General features: G+C 65.4%; 17 protein-coding genes and 2 pseudogenes. 11 read left to right on the top strand and 8 right to left on the bottom strand.

Features of this window, described 5'->3' with window-relative positions; genetic code table 11:
- Nucleotides 1-86: 86 nt before the first annotated feature.
- From recD to recC, 3 genes are read right to left on the bottom strand one after another with little or no spacing between them, the layout of a single operon-like run.
- Entirely contained in the window at nucleotides 87-2,033 is a 1,947-nt protein-coding gene (recD, locus tag XANALMUS060_RS10275) for an exodeoxyribonuclease V subunit alpha (RefSeq protein WP_045738319.1), read from the bottom strand.
- Nucleotides 2,030-5,698, bottom strand: a complete 3,669-nt coding sequence (gene recB / locus XANALMUS060_RS10270) for an exodeoxyribonuclease V subunit beta (RefSeq protein ID WP_045738318.1) — start codon at nucleotides 5,696-5,698, stop codon at nucleotides 2,030-2,032. Before recB ends, recD begins: the two co-directional genes overlap by 4 nt.
- Nucleotides 5,695-9,105: an exodeoxyribonuclease V subunit gamma gene (gene recC / locus XANALMUS060_RS10265; RefSeq protein WP_045738382.1), complete on the bottom strand. Its 3,411-nt coding sequence runs from the start codon at nucleotides 9,103-9,105 to the stop codon at nucleotides 5,695-5,697. Before recC ends, recB begins: the two co-directional genes overlap by 4 nt.
- 401 nt (nucleotides 9,106-9,506) lie before the next feature.
- On the opposite strand from recC, the pseudogene XANALMUS060_RS18580 reads away from it, so the two are divergent.
- The 5 genes and pseudogenes from XANALMUS060_RS18580 to XANALMUS060_RS10240 all read left to right on the top strand — a co-directional run.
- Nucleotides 9,507-9,829, top strand: a pseudogene (locus tag XANALMUS060_RS18580) (transposase); the annotation flags it as partial.
- Nucleotides 9,830-9,978: 149 nt separating this feature from the next.
- On the top strand, nucleotides 9,979-11,229 hold the full coding sequence (locus XANALMUS060_RS10255) for an efflux RND transporter periplasmic adaptor subunit (protein WP_045738317.1): 1,251 nt from the start codon (nucleotides 9,979-9,981) through the stop codon (nucleotides 11,227-11,229).
- Between the two features lie 352 nt (nucleotides 11,230-11,581).
- The gene (locus XANALMUS060_RS10250; RefSeq protein ID WP_045726502.1) at nucleotides 11,582-12,271 is read left to right on the top strand and encodes an ABC transporter ATP-binding protein; all 690 of its coding nucleotides are present in this window, start codon (nucleotides 11,582-11,584) and stop codon (nucleotides 12,269-12,271) included.
- Between the two features lie 12 nt (nucleotides 12,272-12,283).
- Nucleotides 12,284-13,441, top strand: coding sequence for an FtsX-like permease family protein (locus XANALMUS060_RS10245; protein ID WP_045738316.1), 1,158 nt, complete (start codon nucleotides 12,284-12,286; stop codon nucleotides 13,439-13,441).
- A 19-nt stretch (nucleotides 13,442-13,460) separates the two neighbouring features.
- Nucleotides 13,461-14,771, top strand: a complete 1,311-nt coding sequence (locus XANALMUS060_RS10240; RefSeq protein WP_045738315.1) for an ABC transporter permease — start codon at nucleotides 13,461-13,463, stop codon at nucleotides 14,769-14,771.
- A gap of 65 nt (nucleotides 14,772-14,836) precedes the next feature.
- Here the strand turns inward: XANALMUS060_RS10240 and XANALMUS060_RS21980 are convergent, their stop codons facing one another.
- On the bottom strand, nucleotides 14,837-15,019 hold the full coding sequence (locus XANALMUS060_RS21980) for a hypothetical protein (RefSeq protein ID WP_235430442.1): 183 nt from the start codon (nucleotides 15,017-15,019) through the stop codon (nucleotides 14,837-14,839).
- Nucleotides 15,020-15,185: 166 nt separating this feature from the next.
- On the opposite strand from XANALMUS060_RS21980, the gene XANALMUS060_RS10235 reads away from it, so the two are divergent.
- From XANALMUS060_RS10235 to XANALMUS060_RS10210, 6 genes are all read left to right on the top strand, one after another.
- Nucleotides 15,186-15,977 (top strand): ATP-binding cassette domain-containing protein, encoded by a 792-nt coding sequence (locus XANALMUS060_RS10235; protein ID WP_045738314.1) that lies wholly within the window; start codon nucleotides 15,186-15,188, stop codon nucleotides 15,975-15,977.
- The gene (locus XANALMUS060_RS10230) at nucleotides 15,977-16,726 is read left to right on the top strand and encodes an MlaE family lipid ABC transporter permease subunit (protein ID WP_045726506.1); all 750 of its coding nucleotides are present in this window, start codon (nucleotides 15,977-15,979) and stop codon (nucleotides 16,724-16,726) included. The genes XANALMUS060_RS10235 and XANALMUS060_RS10230 overlap by 1 nt, the downstream gene beginning before the upstream one ends.
- 106 nt (nucleotides 16,727-16,832) lie before the next feature.
- Entirely contained in the window at nucleotides 16,833-17,372 is a 540-nt protein-coding gene (gene mlaD / locus XANALMUS060_RS10225) for an outer membrane lipid asymmetry maintenance protein MlaD (protein ID WP_045738313.1), read from the top strand.
- Complete coding sequence (locus tag XANALMUS060_RS10220) at nucleotides 17,369-18,031, top strand: ABC transporter substrate-binding protein (RefSeq protein ID WP_045738312.1); 663 nt, start codon at nucleotides 17,369-17,371, stop codon at nucleotides 18,029-18,031. The genes mlaD and XANALMUS060_RS10220 overlap by 4 nt, the downstream gene beginning before the upstream one ends.
- Nucleotides 18,021-18,335: an STAS domain-containing protein gene (locus XANALMUS060_RS10215; protein ID WP_045738311.1), complete on the top strand. Its 315-nt coding sequence runs from the start codon at nucleotides 18,021-18,023 to the stop codon at nucleotides 18,333-18,335. Before XANALMUS060_RS10220 ends, XANALMUS060_RS10215 begins: the two co-directional genes overlap by 11 nt.
- 3 nt (nucleotides 18,336-18,338) lie before the next feature.
- Nucleotides 18,339-19,400: a VacJ family lipoprotein gene (locus XANALMUS060_RS10210; RefSeq protein WP_045738310.1), complete on the top strand. Its 1,062-nt coding sequence runs from the start codon at nucleotides 18,339-18,341 to the stop codon at nucleotides 19,398-19,400.
- A 245-nt stretch (nucleotides 19,401-19,645) separates the two neighbouring features.
- Here the strand turns inward: XANALMUS060_RS10210 and XANALMUS060_RS10205 are convergent, their stop codons facing one another.
- From XANALMUS060_RS10205 to XANALMUS060_RS10190, 4 genes and pseudogenes are all read right to left on the bottom strand, one after another.
- On the bottom strand, nucleotides 19,646-20,188 hold the full coding sequence (locus XANALMUS060_RS10205) for a glutathione peroxidase (protein WP_045726511.1): 543 nt from the start codon (nucleotides 20,186-20,188) through the stop codon (nucleotides 19,646-19,648).
- Between the two features lie 256 nt (nucleotides 20,189-20,444).
- Nucleotides 20,445-22,034 carry a DNA recombination protein RmuC gene (rmuC, locus tag XANALMUS060_RS10200; protein WP_045738381.1) on the bottom strand — a complete coding sequence of 530 codons (1,590 nt, stop codon included), beginning with the start codon at nucleotides 22,032-22,034 and terminating at the stop codon, nucleotides 20,445-20,447.
- A 189-nt stretch (nucleotides 22,035-22,223) separates the two neighbouring features.
- Nucleotides 22,224-23,642, bottom strand: a complete 1,419-nt coding sequence (uxaC, locus tag XANALMUS060_RS10195; protein ID WP_045738309.1) for a glucuronate isomerase — start codon at nucleotides 23,640-23,642, stop codon at nucleotides 22,224-22,226.
- A gap of 41 nt (nucleotides 23,643-23,683) precedes the next feature.
- Nucleotides 23,684-24,669: pseudogene (locus XANALMUS060_RS10190) on the bottom strand (endo-1,4-beta-xylanase).
- Nucleotides 24,670-24,994: the final 325 nt, after the last annotated feature.

Here is a 24,994-nt window from a genome sequence, read left to right as displayed (position 1 = left end):
AAGCATCGCACCGTCGCGACCTGCCAGAATACAGGACAGGAGACAGAACGTATGCGCGTGTCCATCCTTGGGAGCGCTCAACCCGCTCAGAACAGCGCACCCTGCATCGGCCCGCCCATCGCGACAGGCGGGGACACGGGATGCGGTGGTAGTAATGGTTTCCCGCCCAACCGCCATGCCAATCCCGAAATGCGTGCGGCATGCCGCGCCAGTGCGGTGCGCAGTAGTGGTTCGCTGGCGGCGATGTGCAGTGCGCGACGGGCGCGGGTAAGGCCGGTATAGACCAGCTCGCGGCTGAGCACGCGCGCGTCGCGGCTGGGCAGTTGCAGCCACACGGTGTCGAACTCGCTGCCCTGGGCCTTGTGCACGGTCATGGCGAAGGCGCTCTCGTGCGCGGGCAAGGCGGCGGGGTGGAAGCCACGCACCTGACCATCGCCGGTGCCGTCGAACCAGGCCACCAGCGTGCCTTGTGCGTCGTGCAGGCAAATCCCGACGTCGCCGTTGAACAGGCCGTGGCGGTAGCTGTTCTCGACGATCAGCAGCAGACGGCCATGGAACCAGGGCGATGCGGTGGCGATGCGGCGGTGACCGGCGCTCGTGTCGGCAAGCCGCTGTTCGATGCGTGCGTTGAGCGCGTGGGTGCCCTGCGGGCCGGCGCGCACGGCAGTGAGCAGGCGCAGGCGCGCAGCGGCGCGCAGCGCCTCGGCGGGGTCGTCGGCCTCACCCAACGCACGCCAGTGCGCGAGCAAGGCGTCGCCGCCAGCGATGAGCGGATCATCGAGACTGTCGTGGAAATGCACGCCGGCCAACGCGCCTTCGCGTAGCAGGTGCATGGTGGTGTCAGCGTCGCCAGTGCGCACGGCCTCGGCCAGGGGGGCCAGAGTAAAGTCCTGCGCCTGACGGTAGCCACGTCGCAAGTGCACACGATGTCCGACCAATCCGCCATGCTGCACGGCGACCGGATTGTGGCCAAGCAACGGCTGCAACGCGTGCGCGTCGGCGGGCTGCAAGGCATCGCCTGGGCCGGCGGCCTGCAGGATGGCGGCGAGGACGTCGCCGGCTTCCACCGAGGGCAACTGGTCGGCGTCGCCGAGCAGGATCAGTTGCGTACCATCGGCGACAGCCTCGACCAGCTTGCACATCAGCGGCAGATCGACCATCGAGGCTTCGTCCACCACAATCACCTCGAACGGCAGCGGGTTGTCCGCGTTATGCCGGAAACGCGGCGATTCGGGGATGACCCCGAGCAGGCGATGCAAGGTGCGAGCGCTGGCCGGCAACGCGTCAGCCAGGGCCGGATCGATGCCATCGGCGCACACGCGGGCCACGGCGTTGCGCAGGCTCTCGGCCATGCGCTCGGCGGCGCGGCCAGTGGGTGCGGCCAGGGCGATGCGGGGCACGGCCAAGCCCATGCTGTGTGACTGTGCGATGCGCAGCAGCAGCAGACGGGCGATGGTGGTGGTCTTGCCGGTCCCGGGGCCGCCGGTGACCAGCAGTAATGCGCGGCGCAGGGCGAGCGCGGCAGCCTGGGCCTGGCGGTCGGCAGAGGCGTCATTCCCGTTTGCTTGCGCGCTCGTTTCGGGAAACAACTGCGCGAACAGTGGTGCCAGTGCCGCCAAGTCGCCCGGTGGGGGCGATTGCGCGGCGAGGCGGCGCAAGCCCAGGGCCAGGCGTCGTTCGTATTCGCGATAGCGGCGCAGATACAGCAGGCCGCGTTCCAGCACCAGTGGGCAATCGGCGGCGGCGGCGTCCTCGGCCATAGGCTGGGCGACCCAGCGCGAGGCGGCCAATGCCCGCATCCAGTCCTCCGCCGTGGGCAGCGGTGGCGCAGTGCCGTCGTGATGGTCGAGCAACGCGCTGGCGTGGGCCGGATCCAATCCGGCATGACCGCTGGCCACCGCCAACGAAGCCAGCGCGGCAGCGGCCAGCACCGCTGGTGCGGTGGTCGGCTCCAGCCGCTGCAGGCTCTGCGCGAAGGCCAGGTCGAGGCTACGCAGTGCGCCGGCACGTTGCAGAGCGTCGAACAGGGTCATGGTTCGCTTTCCACGGCAGTGTTGCCGGCGAACAACGCGTCCACGCCTTCGACCAGCGCCGGCTCGAAGCGCCAGGCATGTACGCCTGGCGATGGATCGCGCGCGGCGTCCAGGCCACGACAGAACAGGTAGCGCACGCCGCCGAAATCGCGCGCATAGGCGTAGCCGCTGCCGAGGCGGAAACGCAGCCAGCGGTGCAGTGCCACGGTGTAGATCAGTGCTTGCAGGGTGTATTCGCTGTGCGCCATCGCCGTCGCCATCGCGTCGGGGTCGTAACTTGGCAGGCGGTTGGATTTGTAGTCGAGCACGTACCAGCTCCCAGCGTGGTGGTAGGTGAGGTCGATCAAGCCGGTCATCAGCCCTTCCAGCCGCTGCCGTGCGCCGAACGCCTGGCGCTCGCCAGCCACGCCGAAGCGATGCAGCAGCGTCAGCAGCGCATCGACCCGGGTCGGACGCATGGCGAAGTGGAATTCCATTTCGTTGCGTCGCTGGGTCTGTGGCAATGCGGCCAGGCAGATACCTTCGGGCAGCGGCACGGTGAGCGTATGGCCGACCAGGCTCGCGAGCACGGCGGTACCGTCGCCCCATTCGTCCTCGGCATAGCCACCGCGTTGCAGCGCTTGGAGGATGGCGCTTTCCTGCCCAACCGGGGCCGGCTGCCCTGGCCGCCAATCGCGCCAGGCAGCGAAATCGCAGCGTTCGAACACCTCGTGCATGGCGACGCCGAAGCGATTGCCGATGAAGCGTCGGTCGACGATCTCCACCTCCATGGTGGTGCTCACCGTGTCGGGGGTGATCGGTTCGTCGCGACCGCCGCTGCTGGCGATGGTGGCGCTGGCCATCGGGTCGCTGCCGGCGTCGGCATTGGCCAATTGGGTGAAGCTATAGACCCACCACTCCGTCAGTAGCTTGCGCGTGGGCGTGCGTGCCGGCGGCACGTGCAGTGCCTCGGCCGGTGGCAGGCGCGGCGGATGCGTCGGCGGCAGGCGGGTATCGCGCACGAGGATCTCGCTGCCGAGGCGCGATTGCAGCGCGTCCATGTCGCGGAGCATCGGTGCCAGCGCGGTTGCCTCGTGCCGGAAGAACGGGCCAGTGGCGATCCACAGTGCATGTTCGGCGCGGGTCAGGCCGACGTAAAGCAGGCGCGCGTCTTCGGCGCGCCGCGCATGTTCCCATGCGTGTTTGCTGGCTTCCCATTCCACTGCATCGAGGTGTAACGGCCAATGCAGGCAGCGCTTGCCATCACGATGCACGATGACCCGCTCGCCTGGTTTCTGCGTCATGGGCTTCTGGCCGATGCCCACGTAAGGCAGAAATACCAGCGGATATTCCAGTCCCTTGGATTTGTGCAGGGTGATGATTTGCACACGCCGCGCATCCGATTCCAGTCGCAGCAGTTGGGTGTCGTCATTGGCGTTGGACGTGGCGATGCGGCGCGCGAGCCAGTCGACCAAGCCGTGTGGACCGAGCGCATGAGTGTGCGCTTCTTGCAGCAGTTCGGCGAGCTGCAGATAGTTGGTCAGCCGACGCTCGCCGTCGATCAAAGCCAGCAAGCGCTGCCCGTGGACGGAGCCGAGATGCTCGATCAGCGCCAGCGGGCCACCGCGTTGCCAGCGTTCGCGCCAGTCCAACGCGTGCTGTTGCCAATGGCGATGCCGTTCGCCGTCGTGATCGAGCGCGGCAATCGCCGCCGCGTCCTCGCCGATCAGCACCGTGGCGAGTGCGGCGCGCAGGCGGCTATCGTCACCTGGATCGAGCAGGCTGTGCAGCAGTGTCATCAGCTCCAATGCTTCTTCGGTCGCAAACAGGCTCTGTTTTCCGGCCGCGACGGCGGGAATGCCGACCGCTGCGAGCGCGTGCTGGATGCGGGTGGCATCGCTGTGGTTGCGGACCAGCACGGCGATGTCGCCGGGCAGCACCGCACGGCCATCCACCAGCGCGGTGCCGGCACGACCGGCACCGAGCCAATCGCCAATCGCGGCAACACAGGCTGCGGTGCACAGCTCGCGCGCACGGCCTGCATTCCAAGGATTGGGTTTGCCTTTGTCGGACAAAGGCGGATCCGGTGCACGCCAGAGAGTGAGTGCCGGCGCGCAACGACCATCGCGTTGCAGGTCAGTGTCGGCACGTCGTCCACCGGACTGCACGGGGTGAAAGTCGATGCCATCGATCAAGAATGCCTGCGTGTAACCTGCTTGCTCGTAGAGCGCGTCGATTGCCGCCAGCAGCGCTGGGCGCGAGCGGAAGTTGTGATCCAGCGGCGGTGCCTGTTCGGCGCACGCGACCGCGGACAGATACGTGTGCACGTCGCCGCCACGAAAGCCATAGATGGCCTGTTTGGGATCGCCGATCAGAAACAACGCCGGTTCAAGGCCAATGGTTTGTGCAAGGTCGCTGACACCGAAGAGCGTGGAAAAGATCGCCCATTGACGTGCGTCGGTATCCTGAAATTCGTCCACCAACGCGATGGAATACTGCGCGCGCAGACTGCGCGCCAACCTTTCTGCATGCGGACCGCCGAGCGCCCGCGCGAGACCATCGATGAGATCGTCGTAGGTCTGCACGCGCCGCTGCTGCTTGATTGCCGCGATGCGTGCGATGGCGGCCTCGCGCAGGGTGTGCAGTAATCGGATGCGACGCTCGGTTTGCCATTGCCGCACCTGTGCGTCGGCCTGTTGCCATGCCTCGAACGCATCGAACAGTGGCGAACGCGGGACGCGATCACGCGCGTCTTCCCAACAGAACGTGCTCAAGCGCGCGGGTAGTAGTTTGTCGAGATGACTGCCTGGGGCATCCAGTGTCCAATGCGCGTCTGCCCTGCCCTGCCACAACTGCTCGAACGCCTTGTCGAAGCTCCGCCGTTTGACCAATTGACCGTTGAAAAATTTATCGTCGAACGCCGCGATGATCGCGGCGTAGGCGTCGTCGGCATGCGTGTGCATCGCGGCGATCAGCGCCTGTGCCGCCTGCGCGCGTGTTGCAGATGGATCTGCCGATATCTGTGCAGATGGCACTGGCAACAGCGTTGGGCTGTGGATCAGCGCGCGCAGATCGGCGGCGAGATCGTGTGGGCCGCCTTTCCACAGTGCTTCCAGATCCTCGGCGACGGTGGCATCGACGACGTGCGTGCGCCACAGGTCGGCGGCGACATCGCGCAGGAGTTCGCGCTCGTCGGTCAGTAACTGCGGCGCGGTAAAGGTCTGGCCGCTCTCCAGCGCATGCTCGCGCAACGCCCGCGCGCCGAAGCTGTCGATGGTGAAGATCGCCGCCAGGTCGATGTCCTCGGCTGCCTGCTGCAGGCGCCGGCGAAGCGCGGCAGGCGTTTCCTGGGCGGCGGCGAGGTGCGCCTGGAGCAATTGCCGGGTGAGGCGCACGTCGGGCGATTCTGCTGACGCTGGCATCTCCAAAGCCGCCGCGTCGGTCTCCGGCACCAATGTGGCGGCGAGGGTGAGGCGCTCGCGGATGCGCCGGCGCAGCTCCTGCGTGGCGGCTTCGGTGAAGGTGACGGCGAGGATCTGGCTCAGGCGCAGGCCGCGTTCGACCACCAATCGGGTGAACAGCGTCGCCAGGGTGAAGGTCTTGCCGGTGCCGGCGCTCGCCTCGATCAGGCGCACGCCGTGCAGTGGCAGATGCAGATAAGGATCGCGATCGGATGCGGTGCTCATTCGGCATCTTCCTGCGCGCCGTGCCAGCGCTGCCAGCTTTCGATCAGACGCTCGGGGTCGAGTCCCGGGCCGGGATCGCCGCGTTCGAGCAGAGCGAAGACGTGCTGGCTGGTGCTGGCGAAGGCAGCGAAGCGGTGGGGGTCGGCGAACGGATCGCGGCCACGACCGACCAGACGCAGTTGCGGGCTGTCCGCTTCTCTCCAGTTGAAGCCGGTTTGCCATTGCGCGGCGGCGTTCTTGATCGCTTTATCCAGATCGCCGCCGCGTGCGGCCTGGTAATACGCCCAACTGCTGTAAGGCGCGAACGCCAACGGTGTCTGCTGGCCTTGGCGATACAGTCGCAGCAAGTCGGCCAGCGCTTGTTGCGCCTGCGCTGGTGGCAGCGGTTCGGGATCCAGCGGATGTGGGCCGAGGCCGTCCTCGTGCTCGAAGAAGCGCACGAATGGCGTGTGTTCGCCAGCGGCACGCAGTAGCAGCCACTCCAGGCCATGGCGGATCGCACTGCGCCCGCTCAATGCGCCGATCTTGACCCGCCCGACTCCCGACGGGTACCAATCCGAGAGACGGCCATGCAGTTCGGTGCCGTCGATGTGGACGTGCAGGCGCTGTGCTGGCAGTGGCGGTGTCGCGCCGCACCAGTGTGAAAACGCGTCCGCATAGGGGCGCAACTGGCGCAGGCAATGATCGAGCTGACGCCGCCCCAGTGGGCCGGAGGGCAACAACGCGCGAGCACGCAGGCGTTCGTACAAGCCGTCTGTTGCTTCGCGCAGTACCGCCTCGAACACCTGTTGCTGCAAAACATACTTGTCCAGCCCGCGGTTGGGCGCCATCAGCGGTTCCAGGTCGCCGTCGGCCTGCGCTGGATCGGGCAGGCGCAGGCCCAGGCGTTGGCGCAGGAACTGCTCGGCGGGATCGATCAGCAAACGCCGCAGTTCGTCGATGGACAGCGCTGTCGGCGGTGCGTCATCGGCCACGACGGGCAGTGTCGCGGGGATCCACGACGGCAGCGGCTGGCGTCGCCCGATCAGGCTATCCACCGCTGGTCGCCATTGTTGCAGGTAGCTGAAACGGCGCGGGTCGGCCGCCTCCGCACCGATGGCGCCGAAGGCCGCCGCGGCGAATGGTTGTAATGGATGCCGCACCACCAGCGCCGTGGCCGCCGCCGGCTCGGCGTGGTAGTGCGCGGCGCAGGCCAGCAATTCGCTGACCAGTGGCGAAGGTTCACGGACGCTGCCATCGCGCGCATCGGCGCCGAGATAGCTCAGATAGAACACGTCCTGCGCCGAGGCGAACAGTTGCAGGAACAGGAAGCGGTCGTCTTCGCGGGTGGAGCGGTCGCCGTGGCGGCGGCGCGCGGTCCCCAGTTCGGCAGTGAGCCGGTTGAGTCCGGCGGCTGGATCGCGGCGCGGGAAATCGCCATCGTTCATGCCGAGCAGGCAGATCGCGCGGAACGGCAGCAATCGCATCGGCACCATGCGGCCGATGCTGATACCGCCGGTAAGCAACGGTGCGCGGGTGTCCGATTCGCCCAGGACGGCGGCGAAATGCGCGCGCACGACCTCGGCGGGTACTGCATCGGCGTACTCGGCGCGGGCGGCGTCGCGCGCGAACTGATCGATCAGCGTGCGCAGTCGTTCCAGCGCGCGCTGTGCGCGTGGCGCCGATGGCGTCTGCGGCAATAAGGCGTCGAGCAGGGCAAGCAGGCATTCGCGCCACTGCGTCGGTGGCATCGGTTCGGCCAGCGCGGCGCGGTGGCGGTCGAGGACGCGTAGCAGCCGCAGCAGCGTATCCAGGGCGGTCAGCGCGCTGCCTTCCAGTTGCGGCCATGGGGCGACGCCATCGATGTCGTCCTCGGCGCCGCTGGCGTGGCCGAGCAGCAGCCGATCCAGGGCGAAGCGCCAGGTGTAGGCATCGTCGGCCGGTGCCTGGTGCTGGTGTCGGTGCGCTGGGTCCAGGCCCCAACGCGCGCCGGCCGCGTGCAGCCAGTCGCGCAGGCGGTCCAGTCCGGCGGCGTCCAGCCCCGCGGCTTCGGCAATCGGTGCGCTGGCGATCAGGTCGAGGATTTCGTGCAGGCCGAAGCGCGCGATCGGCAGGTCGAGCAAGGCCAGGAACACCTCGGCCAGCGGCTCGCTGGCCAGTGGGCTGGCGTCGGCCAGGGTGTAGGGCAAGCTGTCACCGCCGCCGTGGCCGCCGAACACCGCATCCAGGTACGGTACGTAGGGGTCGATGTCCGGGGAAAGCACCGCGATTTCGCGCGGTTGCAGCGGGGGATCGAAACGCGCATCGTCCAGCAAGGCGCGCAACTGGTCGTGCAGCACCTGCAGTTCGCGCAGACGGGTATGGCAGGCGTGCACCTGTAGGCTGGGATCGTGCTGGTTCACTGTCGGCAACGCCGCCGGTGGTGTCGGTGCGCGGCGCTGGAACAGGTCGCTCTGCATCCGCCGCAGCAGGCTGTCGCCGAGGCCACCGTCGACAAGTGGACGCTGGCCCGATTCGAGCGGATCGGCGTAGACCGCGATCTCGGCGAGCGGATGCACCACGTCGTAGTCGCCGATCAGGGCCATGAAGTCGCGCCCGGCCGCGCCCCAGGCTTGCAGGAGCAGATTTTCCTGTACCTGCTCGGCGAACAGGTCCACCGCCACGCCAGTGCGGCGGCTCTGCCAGAGGGTGTGCAGGTCGCCCCAGTAACCCTGCGTTGGCGTCGGCAGGTAGAAGTGCAGCGTGCCGACTCTGGCCTGAGTGGCCAGCACGCGCAGCACGTCGGGGGAGATATTGAGCACGGCGAAGGCGAACAGGCGCGGTGGCAACCCCTGCGGCAGCGGACCGTCGGGCCGTGCGTAGCGGTCCAGGTACTGGCCGATGCGCCGGGCGCGGTAGGCGCGGCCGCTGGCGATGCGGCGCCACAGTCGCGCCTGTACGTCGTCCGGATCGGCACCGGCTTCCCAACGCAGCAGCCAGTCGCGGCGCCAGGCTTGGTATTTTTCGAACACGTTGCCCAGCTCGCTGGCCAAGGTCCAGGGTTTGAGTGGATCGCCGTCGGCCAGGTAAGCGGCCAGCGGTGCCAGCGCCGGGTCGGCGCCCAGCTCGCTGCGAAGCGCTGCATACAGATGCCAGTGCAAGCTGGCCATGTCCAGGTCGTCGTCTGCGGCGCCAAGATTGCGCTCCAGCGCGTGCGCGACGAACTCGCCGGGGGTCAGGAACTGCAGATTCGCCGCGACTCCATGCGTGGCGGCCAGCGTGGATTGCAGCCAACGCCGCATTGCCACTTGCGGGATCAACACCACTTCCGGAGCCAGCAGCGGTTGCTCCGGCAGTGGCCGACGCAACTCTTCGGCGAGCAGAGCGGCCAGGGTATCCAGCGCGTTGGAGGGATACAGCCGGAAATCGGGTGGGGGCGTAACAGGCATGTTCCCGCTATTGTGCCGGATGCGTTGCGGTAACGCCGGTGGGCTGCCCACACCGATGATGGCGTACACCTACGGCGCAAGTCATCAGTGGCACGCCAGGCCGTGGGTTGGGTGATGGTGTAATGAGTCGCCCCTGAGAACCACACAGCCCTTTACAGAGCAGGGTTTGTAAGCACCATCAGGCGTGCGGTGTTTGCCAATTCCCGCTAATGTGAACAGCGGTTTCTTGCAATTTCAATGCTGATGGCTTCGATGATAGAAAATCCTGGGCGATTCAATGGCAATGTCAGCACCCCGTTGCGAATGATCAAACCTCGACTCCGTCTATGCACCGCTAAGGAAGGTCTGAACAACTCTCCCTGATCCTGCGGCAATCGCACCGAGGCAACGGGACGATCACGATGCAACTTTCCTTCGGCGACGCGGAGTACAACGGCAAGCGCAAGCGGACGCGGCGCGAGATGTTCCTGGCGGTGATGGATCAGGTGGTGCCGTGGAAGGGTCTGATGGCGCTGATCGAGCCGCATTCTCCGAAGTCGGGGCATGCCGTATCGGCTGGAAACGATGCTGCGCGCGCATCCACTTTTTCTTGAAGGACGGCGAGCGCGATCCGGACATGCGCCAGACCAAGAAGGGCAACCAGTACTTCTTCGGGATGAAGGCGCACATTGGGGTGGACGATGAGTCGGGCCTGGTCCACCACGTGGAATGCACGGCGGCCAACGCCTCTAGGCGCAAGCCCCTACTATGTAGCGCCGCTGCACTCGCACCACCCCGACGATACGCATCATGATGCTGTACAGTCGCGTCCCAGGATTCGCCTCCAACTTAATGACTTCCTAGAGCGTGACACGGTCACGTTAACAGGTCTCAATGAACAACTCTGCCGATCTGCTGAAGGAACTGCGCATCGACCGCAAGGCCCCGTCCCGCGAATCGCCCTCGGGGCGCGGAGGGGGGATCGCCATCGCCACGCTCGTCGTCGTTATCGTGCTGCTGCTCGGCTTAGCCGCGTGGTGGTGGCTGGGCCGGGCGCGGCCGCTGCAGGTGCGCACCGCACCGGTGGTGGCGATCAGCGCCGGCAACGCGTCGTCGTCGGTCCTCGATGCCAGCGGCTACGTGGTGGCGCGACGCATGGCCACGGTGTCGGCGCAGGTCACCGGCAAGGTGCTGCAGGTGATGATCGAGGAAGGCATGCGCGTGGAGGCCGGTCAGGTGATGGCCACGCTCGATCCGATCGAGACCAATGCGCAGCGCGAGGTCGGTGCCGCGCAACTCGCGGCGGCGCGCAGCCAGGTGCAGAACGTGCAGGCGCAGCTGGTCGTGGCCGAGGCCGATGCGACGCGGCTGCAGTCGCTGGTCGGCGAGCAACTGGTATCGCGTTCGCAGTACGACCAGTCGGTGTCGCAGCGCGATGCGCTGCGCGCGCAGCTGCAGGTGGCCCAGCGCAATGTCGCGGTCGCCACGCACGAGTTGTCGCTGTCAGACATCCACGTCGACTTCACCGTGGTGCGCGCGCCGTTCGCCGGCGTGGTCACCGCCAAGGCCGCGCAGCCGGGCGAGATCGTCTCGCCGCTGGCCACCGGCGGTTTCACCCGCACCGGCATCGGCACGATTGTCGACATGGATTCGCTGGAAGTGGAAGTGGAGGTCGGCGAGGCCTACATCGGCCGCGTGCAGCCGAAGATGCCGGCCGAAGTGATCCTCGACGCCTATCCAGACTGGCGCATCCCGGCCGAGGTGATCGCGATCATCCCGGCTGCCGACCGCGGCAAGGCCACGGTCAAGGTACGCGTGGCGCTTAAGGTCAAGGACGCACGCATCGTGCCGGACATGGGCGTGCGGGTGAGCTTCTTGGAAAAGGCCAAGGCGCAGCAGCAGAACACGCCGAAGGGCGTGCGGGTACCGGCTGCGTCACTGCTGCAGCGTGACGGCACCAGCCGCGTCTTCGTCCTCGGCAACGACAACCACGTCGCGCTGCGCGAGGTGAAGACCGGCATCGACATGGGCAGCGACAAGCAGGTGGTATCAGGCGTATCCGTAGGCGACACGGTGGTCGTCGAGCCACCGCAGGCGTTGAAGGATGGCGATGCGGTGACGTTGTCCAGCGACGCACAGGAGTGAGTGCGCCGCGCGCGCAAGTGTGGTCTTCGTTTGAATGTTGCGTGGATTGGTTCTAGGTCGTGAGCGGCGTTGCTGTTGTTGCTGTCGAGCGCCCTACCGAGTCCCCGTCTGCGGCGCCGGCCGGGGAATGCCGCTTCGTACCGGAACCGGGGAAATCCAAAGTGACAGCAACAACCACACCCGCTGCACTTGAACCTGCAAAGACAGTGGAGTCGCCGACGTTGATAGCCGCACGCGTGGCGACATGCATGACCATGACATGGAGACATATCGATACCGATCGCATCGCAATACCAGCCCACCCATCATTGATCTCGTTCACCCCGCATCGAAAGGCAGAGGATCCCACGCAATGACCGCCCTCGTTACCCTCCGCAACGTCACCAAGACCTACCAGCGCGGCCCCGAGAAGGTGCAGGTGCTGCATGGCATCGATCTGGAGATCGAGCGCGGCGACTTCGTCGCGCTGATGGGCCCGTCCGGTTCGGGCAAGACCACACTGCTGAATCTGATCGGTGGACTCGACACGCCGTCAGGCGGCGAGATCGAGATCGAAGGCGAGCGTATCGACCGCATGAGCGGCGGTCAGCTGGCCACCTGGCGCAGCCATCACGTCGGCTTCGTGTTCCAGTTCTACAACCTGATGCCGATGCTCAACGCGCAGAAGAACGTCGAGCTCCCACTGCTGCTGACCAACCTCGGTGCAGCACAGCGCAGGCGCCATGCCGAAATCGCGTTGACGCTGGTCGGCCTCGATGAGCGCCGCAGCCACAAGCCCAGCGAATTGTCCGGCGGCCAGCAGCAGCGCGTGGCGATCGCACGGGCCATCGTCTCCGACCCCACCTTCCTGATCTGCGACGAGCCCACCGGCGACCTCGACCGCCACAACGCCGAGGAGATCCTCAAGCTGCTGCAGCAGCTCAACCGCGAGCACGGCAAGACCATCATCATGGTCACCCACGATCCCAAGGCCGCCGAGTACGCCTCGCATACCGTGCATCTGGACAAGGGCGAGCTGGCCGACGCGCTGGTCGCTGACTGACCGGAGACGACGATGAAATACTTCTCGCTCGTATGGGCGCAGCTGTTCCGCAGCAAGACGCGGACGCTGCTGACCCTGCTGTCGGTGGTCGCTGCATTCCTGTTGTTCGGCATGCTCGATTCGGTGCGTGTGGCGTTCAATTCCGGCGGCAGCATCGAAGGCGTCAACCGCCTGGTGGTGACCTCGCGCCTGTCGATCACCCAGTCGCTGCCGATCCGCCTGGGCACGCAGATCCGCGAGGTGGCCGGGGTACGCGATGTGACCTCGGCGATGTGGTTCGGTGGCATCTATAAGGATCCGAAGAACTTCTTCGCCAACTCCTCGGTGGCTCCGAACTACTTCGACGTCTACCGTGAACTGCAGATTCCTCCGGAACAGCTGAAGGCGTTCCATGCCACGCGCACCGGCGCGATCGTCGGCGAATCGCTGGCCAAAGAGTTCGGCTGGAAGCTCGGCGACACCATCCCACTGCAGGCGACGCTCTTCCCCCGCGGCGGCAGCAACGACTGGCCGCTGCAACTGGTTGGCATCTTCCGCTCCAAGGACCGCACGCTGGCCGCCAACGAGGAACGCCAGCTGATGATGAATTGGAAGTACTTCGACGAATCCAACGACTACATCAAGAACAAGGTCAGCTGGTACACGGTGACGCTGGACAACCCCGACCATGCCTCGCGCGTGGCGCAGGCGATCGATGCGATCTCGGCCAACTCCGATCATGAGACCAAGAGCCAGACCGAGTCGGCATTTCAACAGGCCTTCGTCAAGCAGTTCGCCGACATCGGCATGATCGTCACCTCGATCATGGGCGCGGTGTTCTTCACACTGCTGCTGCTGACCGGCAACACCATGGCCCAGGCGGTACGCGAGCGCATCCCGGAACTGGCGACGCTGAAGACGCTCGGCTTCAAGGACGGCACGATGTTGACCCTGGTGATGGTCGAATCGGTGTTGCTGATCGGGCTCGGTGGTGCGATCGGACTGGGTCTTGCGGCGCTGATCCTGCCGGGGCTGGCGTCCAAGGCGAGGGGCATGCTGCCTCCGAACGTGCCACTGCAAACCTGGCTGGTCGGTGCCGGGCTGATCGTGGTGATCGGCGTGGTGGTCGGCGTGCTGCCGGCGTTGCGCGCGAAGCGTCTGAAGATCGTCGATGCCCTGGCTGGGCGCTGATAGGAGATAGGAGATCGGCATGAAGAAGCATTGGTTGGGCAACGCGCTGTCGATCCTGCTGCTGGCGGTGGGCCTGGGCGTGTGGATCGCGCTGCCATGGATCGGCGTGCTGGCGGCGGCTGGGGCGCTGACGCTGTGGCTGCTGCTGACCCGCAGCGGTCGGCTATCGCTGGCTGCCGCGCGCATCGGCATCGCCAGTCTCCCGCAGCGCTGGGGCGCGAGTTCGGTGATCGTGGTTGGCATCGCCGGCGTGGTCGGCGTGCTGGTGGCGATGTTGGCGATGGGACGCGGTTTTGAGGCCACGCTCAACAGCACCGGCGACGACACCACGGCGATTGTGCTGCGCGGCGGTTCGCAGGCGGAGACCAACTCGGTGATCACCCGCGACCTAGTGCCGCTGATCGGCGCGCTGCCCGGCATCGCCAAGGACGTGCAGGGTCGCGCGATGATCTCGCCGGAGCTGTCGCAGGTGGTCAACCTGGTCGCCAAGTCCGACGGCACCGACGTGAACGCGCAGTTCCGCGGCGTCGGCGAGCAGGGCTGGGCGGTGCACGACAAGGTTAAGATCATCGATGGCCGGCGCTTCGGCACCGGCCTGCGCGAGATCGTGGTCGGCAAGGGCGCGCAGAACCAGTTCCGCGGGCTGGATGTCGGCAGGACGCTGAGCCTGGGCAACCAGACCTGGACCGTGGTCGGCGTGTTCGCCTCCGGTGATGCACACGATTCGGAGCTGTGGACCGATGCGCAGACCCTGGCCAGCACCTACCAGCGCAGCGCCTGGCAGTCGATCAGCGCGCGCACCGAGGGCAAGGCCGGCTTCGACCGGTTCAAGGCCGCGATGGCCGCCGACCCACGGCTCAAGCTCGACGTCGATACCACGCGCAGCTACTACGGCAAGCAGGGCGGCGGGCTGAGCAAGCTGATCGGTATCCTCGGCACGGTGATCGGCGCGATCATGGCGGTCGGTGCGGTGTTCGGCGCACTCAACACCATGTACGCGGCGGTGGCCACGCGTGCACGCGAGATTGCCACGATGCGCGCGCTTGGCTTCCGCAGTGCGCCGGTGGTGATGGCCGTGATGCTGGAGACAATGCTGCTGGCGCTGCTCGGCGGCGTGCTGGGTGGCGCGATCGCCTGGGCGGTGTTCAACGGCTACAGCGTGTCCACACTGGGCAGCAACTTCAGCCAGGTGGTGTTCCAGTTCAAGGTCTCGCCGGAGCTGCTGTGGAGCGGGCTGAAGTGGGCGCTGGGAATCGGCCTGGTCGGCGGTCTGTTTCCCGCCCTGCGCGCGGCACGGCTGCCGGTCACCACCGCGCTGCGCGAGGTATGAGGTAGCCCTCATCCGCCATTCGGACCCTCATTGCGCTGCGGATAGTCCTTGAGTGCCTCTACGATTCAACTCGTCCTGGTCTGATTCTCGTGGACGCGAGGATAGGAGATTCCACTTCCAATGGCGTCCAGCCCGGCAGCCTCGGCGATCAGTGCGCTTGGGATCATGTAGAGGATTTCGTGCAGGCCGAAGCGCGCGACCGGCATTGTGCCGGATACGTTGCGGCAACGCCGGGGGCGACTGGACACGTGGCGGCATCGCGACCGCAACCAAGCCAATCCCTGCTGGCGCATGTACAGGCCCACTGCGCCGGGCAAACACCGAAGTGAGCGATGCGACAATACTGCACGAGCTAGTCCGGTTAAGTTCAGCCGGCCGGATCAATCCTACGTTGTATTTTCGTTAAAGGTCGCGATGGCGTCTTCCGAACCCAATCTGGTGCAGTTGTCGGGCGTGCGGATCGACCGTGGTGGTCGGGCGATCCTGCGCGATGTGTCGCTGACGGTGCCGCAGGGCAGCATCACCGCCGTGCTCGGCCCCTCCGGCAGTGGCAAGTCGACCCTGCTGGCGGCGCTCACCGGTGAGTTGGTGCCGGCGGCGGGCACGCTCCGGGTCTTCGGCCAACCACTGCCGCGCGGTAGTCGCGCGCTGCGCGAAACGCGCAAAAGCATCGGTGTGCTGTTGCAGGGCAATGGCCTGCTGACCGACCTGACCGTGGCCGAGAACGTGGCGCTGCCGCTGCGTGCCCACACCCGCCTGCCTGAGCCGGTTCTGCAGCGCCTGGTGGCGTTGAAGCTGCATGCGGTGGGCCTGCTCGCCGCCGCCGAGGCGTGGCCGCGCGAGTTGTCCGGCGGCATGGCGCGGCGCGTGGCGCTGGCGCGGGCGCTGGCACTGGACCCGCCGTTGATGATCTACGACGAACCGCTGACCGGGCTGGACCCGATTGCTTCGGGTGTCATCATGAGCCTGATCCAGCGGCTCAATGCCACGCTCGGCTTGACCAGCATCATTGTCAGCCATCACGTCCACGAGACTTTGCCGATCTGCGACCAGGCGGTGGCCATCGCCAATGGCGGCGTGGTCTTCGCCGGTACGCCGCAGGCGTTGCAGGCCAGCGCCGATCCGTTGCTGCAACAGTTCTTGCACGGTCGCCCGGATGGTCCGATCCCGTTCGATGCGCCGCAGCGTGCGCGGAGTGCCGCCTGATGGCCATGCTCGCCTCGATCCGCGCCCTGGGCCGCGCCGGGCTGTTCTTCTTGACCGTGCTGCGCGGCTCGTTGCCGACCCGCGATCTGCTGGCCGAGTTGGTCCGCGAAATCTACAAGATCGGGGCGCGTTCGCTGCCGATCATCGCCGTCGGCGGTGCCTTCGTCGGCCTGGTGCTGACCCTGCAGGGGTACCGCACCCTGACCACCTATGGTGCCTCCGATGCCTTGTCCACCCTGCTCGGCCTGTCGCTCTACCGCGAACTGGCGCCGGTGCTCACCGCCCTGCTGTTCATTGGCCGTGCCGGCAGCTCGATTGCCGCCGAACTGGGCCTGATGCGTGCCACCGACCAGATCAAGGCGCTGGAGCTGATGGCGATCGACCCGGTGGCCAAGGCGGTGGCGCCACGCTTCTGGGCGGCGGTGCTGACGGTACCGCTGCTGACCGGCATCTTCTGCTCGCTGGCGATCAGCGCCAGCTACTTCGAGGCGATTGGGGCGCTCGGGCTGGATCGCGGTACCTTTTGGTCGGCGCTGTCCAGTAGTGTGGATTTCTGGGCCGACTTCGGCGTGGCGATGCTCAAGTCGGCGGTGTTCGGCGGTACGGCGGCGCTGGTGGCGGCCTACGTGGGCTTCCATGCCGAGCCGACCATCGAGGGCACCTCGGTGGCGACCACCCGTGCGGTGGTCAACGCCTCGTTGCTGGTGCTGATGTTCAATTTCGTCATGTCGGCGTTGCTGTTCCGTTAGGCGGCGCCAGCGCGGGGCTGGCTGGTGGCTGGTCCTGTTGTGGCATGAGTTCACCGGTCGCGGCACTGTCGCTGCGGCCAGATCGAATCAATGAGGTAGGTACGTTATGGCTCTGCGTGGTCCCCGTCTCGAGTTCGCCGTCGGCGCCTTCCTGCTGCTGGGCTTGGCCTCGCTGCTGGTGTTGGCGATCGCCTCCACCAACCGGCAATGGGGGTTCGGCGGTGACCGCTATGCGCTGATCGCCCGCTTCTCCCAGATCGGCCAACTGCGTGCACAGGCGCCGGTGAAGATCGGTGGTGTCATCATCGGTCAGGTCGCCAAGATCGATCTGGACCCGACCAAGTTCGACTCGGTGGTGACGCTGTCCATCGACGACAAGTACAAGGATCTGCCCGCCGATACCTCCGCCGCGATCCTCACCAGCGGCCTGCTGGGCGAGAGCTACGTCGGCTTGCAACCCGGTGGCGACCCGGACACGCTCAAGCCCGGACAGGAAATCGCTTTCACCCAACCGGCGGTGGACTTGATCCAACTCGTGGGTAAATACATGTTCGGCGGCGGTAGTGGCGGTGACAAGACCGCAACGCCCGCTGCCGCATCCTCCGCTGCCGGCACTACCCCGCCCTCTAAGGAACACCAGCAATGACGATCAAACTGCTTTCCGTCGCTCTCGCCGCTGCGTTTGCAATGACCGCGCCCAGCGCCGTATTGGCCCAGACAGCCGCTGCCACCGCTCCGAGCGCCTCGGCCGCCAGCAAGGTCGTGATCGAGAACAGCACCCGCATCTTGACCACGCTGGAACAGCGCCGTGCCGAGTTCAAGAGCAATAGCGGCGCGTTGCGCCAGTTCATCGACAGCGAATTGAACAAGTCCTTCGACCGCGATTATGCCGCGCGTCTGGTGCTGGGCGTGCATGGCCGCGGCGCCTCCGATGCCGACGTCAAGCTGTTCGCCGATGCGATGGCCGACAACCTGATGCAGCGCTACGGCAGCGCGCTGCTGAACTTCGAAGGCAAGCCGCAGGTGCAGGTCAAGTCCGAAGCGCCGTTGCCGGGCGGCCGTGGTGTCAAAGTCTCCACCGAACTGGTGCGCGGCAGCGGCGATCCGGTGCCGGTGGACTACCTGATGCGCAATACGGGCGGTACTTGGAAGATCTTCGACGTGATGGTGGAAGGCGTGTCCTACGTGCAGACCTTCCGCAACCAATTCGATACTCCGCTGCGTAACAAGTCCATTGCCGAAGTCGCGGCTGAACTGCGCAACGGCACGCTGCAGGCAGCACCGGCGAGCAACAGTGGCAAGTGAGCCGCAACTAGGTCGCGACGGTGACACGCTCGCGTTGAGCGGCGTGCTCGACCGCGCCGCGGCCACCGCGCTGTGGCCAGCGGCGTTGCGCCAGCTCTCTGGCGCGCGCGCGCTGGATCTGCGCGCCGTGTCGCGGGTGGATAGCGCCGGCCTGGCGTTGCTGGCCGAACTCGCCGCGCGCATGCGCACCCAAACTCAGGCCGAGGTCGCCATCCACGGCGACCCTGCCGGCCTGACCGAACTAAGCGCGGCCTACCGGCTGGCTTCGACCCTGGATTTCCATTCACCACCGGCGGCAAGCTGACACATGAACGTGCTGCGTATCCTCACTTCTTTGATACTGACCCTGGTCGTCGCGCTGAGTGCCTGCGCCAGCACTCCCAAGCTCCCGGCCACGCCCCCGGTCGCCGCATCGCCGGACCCATCCACGCCGCCCACGGCCACGGATAGCAGCACCACGGCGTCCACCATGCCAGCGGCCACGGACAGCGCGCCAGCAAGCAGCCCCCAGGCCGTTGCCAGCGGCGCTGCTTCGACGGGCACGCAGAGAGGTGCGCCCACCTCGGCCGAGGATGACTACGCTGCGTTGTATGCCAGCGACCCCAGCAACCAGGTGGCCGACGCGACCCTGTCCGACGGCACATCCGTGCAGAGCTACGATCCCTGGGAAAAGTTCAACCGCAAGGTGCATGCGTTCAACAACGTGGTGGACCACGCGGTGGCGCGGCCGCTGGCGCGGACATACGTGAATGTGGTGCCACAGCCGGCGCGCCTGGGTGTGACCAACTTCTTCAATAACCTCGGCTCGCCGCTGACCATGGTCAACCAGGTGTTACAGGGTCATCCGCTACAAGCCGGGCAGACCTTGAGCCGGTTCGTCATCAACAGCACGCTGGGCATCGGCGGCGTCCTCGATCCAGCCACCGACGCCAAGTTGCCGCGTCGCACCGAGGATTTCGGCAAGACGTTTGGCGTCTGGGGCTGGCGCCGTTCGCGTTACGTGGAATTGCCGTTTTTCGGTCCACGCACCGTGCGCGACGTCTTTGGCCTGGCTGCCGACACGTCGCTGTCGCCATTGCAGCAGATCGAAGATGACCGCGTGCGGATCGGGCTGCAGGGTCTGCAACTCGTGGACATCCGCGCGCAATTGCTGCCTCTGGACAGCATGCGCGATCAGGCCCCGGACGAGTACCAGCTCACCCGCGACGCCTGGCTGCAGCGCCGCAACTATCAGATCGAAAACAACTTGCGTCGCGCTCACCAGCGCGAGGACAAGGATCTGCCCGACTACCTACGCGAGGAGGACAAGAATCCGACGGTGCCGGCGGACGCGATGCCGATGTTGCAATGGCATGGTGGTACCCGCTGACGTCAGCGCAAGTGCAGCAGCATAAAACCCCCTGGTTAAGCCAGGGGTTTTTTTATGGATGCAATAGAGCGGTTTTCCCGCCGATGGGATGCTTGCCGAATTGCTCGGGATGCGATCCGTGGGCGTTGTGTTCAATCTCGCCGCGCAGCGGTTGCAAGCGTTGTCGATGCCGCCGTGCTCGCCTTCCGAGGACCCGACGTGCTCGTCTCCCCTGCCCTGGCTTGAGGCAGCACGCGTCGCCGCGTTTATCCCAGTGCGGCGTCGATCGCTGCACGCAGGCGTGGAGCGTCGGCGCTTACATCGGGAGCGAAACGGCCGCAGACCCGACCATCGCGGCCGACCAGGAATTTTTCGAAATTCCATAGCACGCCTGGCGCTGGATTCGGTTCGATCCCGTAGCCTGCGAGTTTCTCGCGCATCGGACCTTCGCCCTCGGCTTGTGGTTGCGCCTGGATCAACGCGCGATACAGCGGATGTGTCGCCTCGCCGGTGACGGCGATCTTGGCGAACATCGGAAAGGTGACATCGTAGGTGAGCTGACAGAACTGCTGGATCTGCGCTTCATCGCCCGGTTCCTGGCCTTTGAAGTCGTTGGCCGGGAAGCCGAGGACTTCCAGCCCAGCGGCGCGCTTGTCGCGGTACAGGGCTTCCAGTCCGGCGTACTGCGGGGTCAGCCCGCACTTGGAGGCGACGTTGACGATCAACAACACGTTGCCGCGATAGTCGGCGAGCGTGGCGGGTTGGCCGTCGATGCGGGTCAGCGGGATGTCGTAGAGCGAGAGGGACATGGGGACGCCTCGGGCGATAGGGAGTGCCAGCATAGTCGCTGCCAACGGCGGGTGTGTCACCGATCTATTGGCAACCCTTGCAGCGATCCGGGCAAACTGCGGCGACGGCGTAGAGTGGCTAACAAAACCTCGCCAATGGCTATCGAATCGAGTGGGCGCGAACAACGCGCAGGGACCGCAGTAGAGCGGGGACATGAAGATTCCGAGCACTGCTCGGGCCCATCCGGCGGCGCTGCCGTCGTTTTGTTGGCTACGCTTACTCCGGCGCGTCGGCTGCGGTTTCCTCCGCATCGGCCTCGTCCAGCGGTAGGGACAGTTCCAGCAGTTGCGTGGCCTGCGCGTCGGTCAGCGTCTCCACCCCGCGCAGGCGACGCTCGATGGTGCGGGTCTTACGGCTGGCCTCGCCCAGGCTCTTGCCGACGGTGTTGATCTGCTTCTCGGCTTTTTCCAGGATGCCGGCGAACTTGCCGAACTCGCTTTTGACCGCCGCCAGCACGCCCCAGACTTCGCTGGAGCGCTTCTCGATGGCCAAGGTACGAAAGCCCATCTGCAGACTGTTGAGCAGCGCGGTGAAGGTGGTCGGACCGGCGATGACGATGCGGTGCTCGCGCTGTAACGCATCGGCCAGCCCGGGCCGACGCAGGGTTTCCGCATACAGTCCTTCGGTTGGTAGGAACATCACCGCGAAATCGGTGGTGTGCGGCGGTGCGATGTATTTATCGCCGATCGATTTGGCTTGCACCCGGATCGCGCGTTCCAGTTGCGCGCCCATCAGTTGCGCCTGTTCCGCATCGCCGCGTTCTTGTGCATCGAGCAGCCGCTCATAGTCCTCGCGCGGAAACTTGGCGTCGATCGGCAACCACACCGGGGTATCCTCGTGGCCGCGACCGGGCAGGCGCACGGCGAAGTCGACCGCTTCGTTGCGCTCGGGCCGGATCCGCACGTTGCGCGCGTACTGCTCCTGGGTCAGGGTCTGCTCGAGGATGTTGTCCAGTTGTACCTCGCCCCAGCCGCCACGGTCTTTGACGTTGCTCAGCACGCGCTTGAGGTCGCCGACGCCAGTGGCCAATTGCTGCATCTCGCCGAGCCCGCGCTGCACCTGCTCCAGCCGCTCGGAAACCAGCTTGAACGAGGCATCCAGGCGGGTATTGAGGGTGGTTTGCAGTTTCTCGTCGACGGTGCCGCGCATCTGTTCCAGCTTGAGGGCGTTGTCGGCTTGCAGTTCCTTCAGCCGTTCCTCCAGGGTGCCGCGCATCTCGCCTAAGCGTTGCTCGTTGCGCTGGACCAGCTCCGCCATGCGCAAGCCCAGCACATCGGCAAAACGCTGCTGTGCATCCGCGCCCTCCTGGCGGCCCTTGCGGGCGTCTTCGATCAAGGTTTCGCGTAGCGCGGTCAGCTGCGTGTCGATGCGGGCGATCAGCTCAGCCTGCTGCTGGCCGAACTGTTGCATGCGCGCATCCTGCTGTTGGCCGAACCCATCGAGTTGGTGGCGCATCTCCAGCAAACGTTGGTTGAGCGATTCGGCCAGGCGCTGTTGCGCTTGGCTCGTCTCGACACGGCCACGCCGCGCGTCCTCGCTCAGGGTTTCGCGCAGCAGGTCCAGACGCTGGTCGGTACGGGTGGAAAGCTCGGCCAGATGACGCGCGAAGCTCTCGCTGCGCGCATCCTGTTGCCGTGCCAGGCTGTCGAGCTGCTCGCGCAGTTCACTGCGACCGTTGCGCTGTTCCTCGCGCAAGCTTGCTTCCAGTCCGGCATGCGTGCTCCGGCGCAACAGCGTCGCCAACAGTAAGGCAATGACGGCGCACAACAGGCCGGCGAGGATCAAGAAATGGGCATCGTTCTGCATGTCGGCAGTGTAGCCGGCCACATCGCAAAGACGGCGCTCTGTGCGTGCGGGGCGGGGCGATGACGGCACGAACGATGAATGCCGATCCGCTCCGCCGGTGGCGCGTGCCCAGTAAACGCTTTCCCTGTGCCTTGCTAGCTCACCGCTCAGTATCCAGGCGCTGAGAATTGCGTACCTGTACAGCGATGTTCACAGCCGATAGGCACGCTTCGGCAGCCTGTAGGCCAGATCGATGCCCACTTCCACCGCTTCGTCCTCCTCGAGTCGGTGCTCGGCGACCAGCTTGGCCAGGAATGCGCAGTCGACGCGGCGAGCGACGTCGTGCCGTGCCGGGATCGACAAGAACGCGCGGGTGTCGTCGTTGAAGCCGACCGTGTTGTAGAAGCCCGCGCTGCTCAGGGTCTGCTCGCGGAAACGCCACATTCCCTCTGGCGCATCGTGAAACCACCATGCCGGCCCGAGCAGCAACGCCGGATAGTGCCCGGCCAGGGGCGCTAGTTCGCGCGCATAGGTGCTCTCGTCCAGGGTGAACAGGATCAGGGTGAAGCCTGGCGTGTTGCCGAAGCGGTCCAGCAGTGGCTTGAGTGCGTGGACGTAGTCGGTGCGCAGGGGCAGGTCGGCGCCTTTGTCGCGGCCGTAGCGCGCAAACAGTGTGCGGTTGTGGTTGCGGAAGCAGCCTGGGTGCAATTGCATGACCAGGCCATCGTCCACGCTCATGGCCGCCATCTCGGTCAGCATGTGTGCGCGAAACAGTTCTGCATCGGCAGCACTGGCGGTGCCAGCGACCACGCGTGCGAACAGGCGTGCCGCCTCGACGGCCGGCAGATTGGCGGTGGCGGCGCTGGGATGACCGTGATCGGTGGACGTCGCGCCCATCTGTGCGAAGAACGCGCGGCGCTGACGATGTGCGCGCAGGTAGCCGTCCCAGGTATAGACGTCCTCGCCGGTCAATTCGCCGAAGCGCCGCAGCGCCGCAGGGAACTGTTCGTGCTCCGGGTCGATGACCGGGTCCGGCCGGTAGGTGGTGATGACTCGCCCGCCCCAGCCGCTGGCGCGAATCGTGGCGTGATGGTGTAGCGGGTCCAATGGCGATTCGGTGGTGGCGATCACTTCGATACCGAAGCGTTCGAACAACGCGCGTGGCTGAAATGCAGGCGTCTGCAGCGCCTCGCCGATGCTGTCGTAGTACAGATCGGCACTGTCCGCGTCCAGCCGCACACGCAAACCGAAGACGGCGTGGAAAACATGGTTCAGCCATAGTGCCGAGGGCGTGCCGCGCAGCAGGTGAAAGTGTTCGGCGAACACTCGCCAGGCGTTACGCGGATCCACCGCAGCGCGACTGCCATCGGCACGCGGGATACCCAGCGCGTCCAGGTCCACGCCCTGGCTGTAGAGCATGCGGAACACGTAGTGGTCCGGCACCAACAGGAGTTCGGTTGCGTCGGCAAATGGCGCATTGTCTGCGAACCAGGCCGGATCGGTGTGCCCATGCGGGCTGACGATCGGCAGAGCCGCAACCTGAGCATACAGGCGTCGTGCGATCGCCTGCATGCTCGGATCGGCAGGAAACAGTCGGTTCGGATGCAGAAATAACGTGGGTGAAGGCATGACCGAGACCGTGCTTAGTAGTCGGTAGGATAGGCTACCGATTATGGTCTGCTTGCTACGAAACTACGCAACCATTTTAATGCCGGACGTTCGCTGCCGTCTGAATTGACCAAGTTGGCGCCTTCTTGGTCGCGCCACAGGCCGGGGCGGAAGCCCCAGAGCGTGACGCCCTTTACGTATGGATTCTCCCAGAACAGAGGAAAGAATTTTTGGTAGCCAGCCAACTGCTCGGCATCGGTTGGACCGTCGATGTCGAGCTCGGTGATGTAGATCGGCAAGCCCGTGGTGGAGCCCAACGTGTTGAGGTTGAAGAAATGTACCCACCAGGATGCCGATGTGGTCTCGAAGGCATGCTCCTGTAAGCCGATCGCATCGATCACAGATTTTCACGCTGCAGCAACTGGATGGTTCTCAAATACTGGTTCGTGGCGTCGTCGCTGGCGGTGATGCCGTAGTCGTTGATCATCAGCTTGGTATTGGGGAAATAATGCCGCGCCATGCGGAATAAATTAATTACCCAATCCACCCCAGTGGTGCCGGTACCGCCCAGTGCCTGTATATAGTTGCCGCTGTCGCTTTTCCGATTGTCGGGTTGATTGTGATTGGGCAGGGTTTCGTTGGCGACCTCCAGCAGGTCGATATCGGGGTAACGCTGCGCCACGGCGGCGAACCAGTTTTGGATGGCGGCCAGCTGATCGGCTGGCGGTAATGTCCGAATCCACGTCGGTTGCTGCGAGCCCCATCCCAGAACATGGAGCTGGAATGGCATGTTGTTGCGCTTGGCCAGATTGTAGGCTTCGTCAAGCGCAGTCCAGTCCATTTGTCCTTGCACGGCTTCTACGCTGCCCCACTTGCCGGCGTTTTCTGGCGTGACCTTGTTCCAGTACTTGGCGAAATCCAGCGCCTGCGGCGTGCTATAGGCGCAGCCCAGGAAACGTTTTTTGCCGGCGGCTAACGGTTCAGCGTCGACGCTGGTTGTGGAAGAGACTAGTAAAAATGCGAATAAAAGCGATGCGATGGTTTTCATAACGGCTCTTGTGTGATTGCCTGATGCTGGCATACGAGCATACGCATGGTATTCGCCATCAACCAGCCAAACTAGCCAAACTAGCCAAGCCATGCTTGTGACAAAGCGATGCGATGGTTTTCATAACGGCTCTTGTGTGATTGCCTGATGCTGGCATACGAGCATACGCATGGTATTCGCCATCAACCAGCCAAACTAGCCAAACTAGCCAAGCCATGCTTGTGACGGGCTAGAGCGTGTTATGAACTTGAGGCTTTCGCGGCTATCGTAAGCGGATGAAGCCAGCACGCTCCTATCCGACCGACGTATCCGATGAAGAATGGGC

This window comes from Xanthomonas sp. MUS 060 (genome assembly GCF_000963215.1).
Taxonomy (GTDB): Bacteria; Pseudomonadota; Gammaproteobacteria; order Xanthomonadales; family Xanthomonadaceae; genus Xanthomonas_A.
Note: the sequence above shows the minus strand (reverse complement) of the source record. Positions and strands in the feature narration are given on the sequence as shown.